This window comes from Wohlfahrtiimonas larvae (assembly GCF_002006755.1).
Classification (GTDB): Bacteria; Pseudomonadota; Gammaproteobacteria; order Cardiobacteriales; family Wohlfahrtiimonadaceae; genus Wohlfahrtiimonas; species Wohlfahrtiimonas larvae.
Map to the genome: position 1 here is coordinate 1 of NZ_MVDO01000090.1, position 3275 is coordinate 3275.

Below are 3275 nucleotides of genomic sequence, written 5' to 3' on the forward strand. Positions count from 1 at the left end.
TGCAACTTCACTCAATTCCCAAATCTTCAATGACATCATAGCCATTGTTAAGAATAATCCCAAAGAAACGCCTGATACTAAATCAATAGATTTTTGATGAATTTTTACCACAGTAAAATAATCATTCACATTACGCACAATGATCGCAATCAACATCGCCCCTACATAGCTTGGTAGTGAAAAGCCTGTCATTGCTGTAAATTCTGCAGAAGCCCAACGACCGACAACCATAATACCCAAAATGACAGCAAGCATTCTTAAGAAACCATTGACATCTATTTCTTTCACCGCTTTGCTTAATGTTTCAGGTGCGCCTGGTAAGTTTTCACCGCTGCCCGCAGCTTCAATTTTAACATTGTGACGTTTGATCAAAAAGCTCGCAACTGGCCCGCCCAATAAGCTACCTGCAATCAAGCCAAATGTTGCTGAGGCAATCGCAGCCACCAACATAGATTGGTGACCTAATTCCTCTGCCATTGTACCGAATGCCGCAGCACCACCATGTCCACCTGTTAATGATACCGCACCGGCCATGACACCCATCACAGGATCAACACCAAATGCCATCGCTAAGCCTGCACCAAATGTATTCTGGAACAGTGCTAAAAACCAACAAATACCTAAATAAACAAATAATAATTTACCGCCACTTTTCAGTACGCGAAAACTACCATCAATCCCGACTGTTGTAAAAAATGCCACCATTAAAAAGCTTTGTAAGCTTGTATCAAATTGAAATGTTGCAATATCAGCACTACGCAAAATCCAAATTAAAATACTGACTAAAAAACCGCCTACAACTGGTGCAGGAATACAGAATTTATCAAAAAAATTGATACGTTTTTTTAAATATATCCCCAATAATAAACATAATACAGTTAAAAATAGTGTGCTCATGGCATCGAGTTGAAAAGCCATAATGATTCCTTCATAAAAATTAGTTAAATAAATGATACATCTGCTTAGTTAATACTAACTAGCATTGAGATCTCATCAGATGCTTCTAATACATCATTGATCCATTGATCTTCTTTGTCTTGGCTTCTAAAAAATGGTGCCATTAATGTCACAACTGCGAGTGTATTTTGATTCCGTTTAATGGGTGCCGAAATACCTAAAACACCAGGATCAATTTCCCCAACAGTTCTTCCATAGCCCTGTGATCGAATTAAATCTAGCTCTTGAACAAAAGCTGTTTCATCTAAACCTGTATCAGGCAATGATAAACGAAGAATCATCTCTCTAATTTCAGGTGATTTATGTGCCAATAGAGTTTTACCACTTGCACCATAAATTAAACGATTAACACGACCTTCAACAAAAGAGCATCGTAAGGCTTGATGACTTTCCACCATAGCGATACAAATAGTTTCATAATAATCAGCAACAACTATTGCTGCTGATTCTCCTGTCTTTTTTGCTAAATCAGATAAAACTTGTCCTGCTTCTGCCCCAAAGAGTGAATACTTCTGATGTAGCACCTTTCCTTTTAAACTTTGTGCTCCTAATATGTAAGCACCATAACGTTTAGAGAAAGCAACAAATTCCCATAACATAAGAATATTCAAATTTCGATACACTGTTGATACAGGTATTTTCAAATCTTCTGCAATACTTTTTGGAAAAACAGGCTTATCTGATGATGCTATATATGACAATATATTCAGTAATCTATCAGAGCCTTTCATACTACCTCCTAGCTACTACAATAAACAAAAATATTTTATCAAACAAAATTTATTCTCAATAAATGAGAATAAAAACAATTATTCAATGAGTTATATAAAAATATCTTCAATATTATTGGGTATAGAGTAAATGTTTGTAGCTAAAAATAAGTTAAAGCCCTATTCATGATTATTGATGCAATAATTGACACCCTTCTTCTGAACCTAAATAACAAGCCTTTTCCAGCCAAGGTTCAGCGGCTTTGGGGCTTTTTTCGCCTAACAATCCTTCTGAATATATTTTGCCAATATTAATCATAGATTGAATGCTTAAATCATGTGTGCCTGTCATACCTGCATCATGCATTGGGTGGCTGGCTTTTTTGAACCATGACAATGCTGTTGTGTAATTTGCTTCTACGCCTAAACCTTCTGAGTACATTAAGCCTAAATAAAATTCTGCAATGAGATTGCCTTGTTCAGCTGCTTCATTAAAAACGGCCAAAGCTCGGTCATAATCTTTCATTTCATCATCTTCAAAATAGATCTGCCCAATTTTAGCAACTGCATTGCTATTGCCTGCTTCCACTGATTGCTTCAGCCAATACAGTGCAGCTTCCTTATTTTGAGTGATACCTTGTCCATGATAATTCATGATGCCCAAATAATAATCAGCCCCCTTTTCTTGGTTTGCCTCAGCTTGTAAGAATGATTGATAAGCTTCTGAATAGTTCGCATTCATATATTGCTGTAAACCTTCTAAATAAAAGCTAATCGTAAACTCAATTGGCTCTGCATCCATCAATACACCATCTTTAACAACGGGCTGAAATTTACGATCTTCCTCCGCTTCTCTTTCCGCTTGCACTTTTTCTAATGCAATCGCTTCCGCTGTGCCATAAGCAGGCAATACTTCGATTTTATGTGAATCATCACAATATCTAAATTGCCATTCTGAGGGCTTAAAATGAGCATCTACGCCATCTTTATCTTTCCACCAATATTCATCATCCACATTAAAACTTGGGCCTAATGGCTTTTCAAATAGCACCACAGAACCTTTTCGACAGAAAATTGTTGGCGTTGTGCGATCAACCATCCAACCGCCATATTCACCAAATTTTGAAGAGTAAAAATGTATTGGGCCAATTTCTTGATCTTCCGCTAATTCAATCCAACTACCATCAATCGCTGAAGCCATCACACCTGCGATTTTTACAGGCTCCGCAAATCGTGCTTGATTGAAACCACTTAAAATCAATGGATAAGTTTCTTCACCATTGTCACTGGGATCATAACGATTGATCAATGTGCCTTTTGGAAAGATAAATTCACCATATTGATGATCATGTTCTAACACAAAATTTCTACGCATTTGCTGATTGCGATGCTTTTCATCATAGCTTTCTGATAGCTGATTCAGCTCTTTTTTTATACTCAAAGTCTCACATCCAATCACAGATAATATGCCCGTTAATATAAATATAACGATTGAAATCCCAGCGAGAATTTTTCGCTTAAAAAATTGCTGCCAAACGGATATTTGTGCTTTGCGAGCTACATAAACAACTCTTGCTATGATCGATAATGTGATAAAAATAAAAAATG

Annotated in this window: 3 protein-coding genes; all 3 read right to left on the bottom strand. The window is 36.7% G+C overall.

Annotated features, from left to right (window positions below; genetic code table 11):
- Nucleotides 1-918: sodium/glutamate symporter (locus BZK14_RS05680; protein ID WP_077925592.1), on the bottom strand; the 918-nt coding region annotated here is incomplete at its 3' end.
- Between the two features lie 44 nt (nucleotides 919-962).
- Complete coding sequence (locus BZK14_RS05685) at nucleotides 963-1688, bottom strand: IclR family transcriptional regulator (RefSeq protein WP_245831184.1); 726 nt, start codon at nucleotides 1686-1688, stop codon at nucleotides 963-965.
- 169 nt (nucleotides 1689-1857) lie between these two features.
- Nucleotides 1858-3275 (bottom strand): tetratricopeptide repeat protein (locus BZK14_RS05690; RefSeq protein ID WP_077925593.1); only part of this gene is annotated, 1418 nt, incomplete at its 5' end.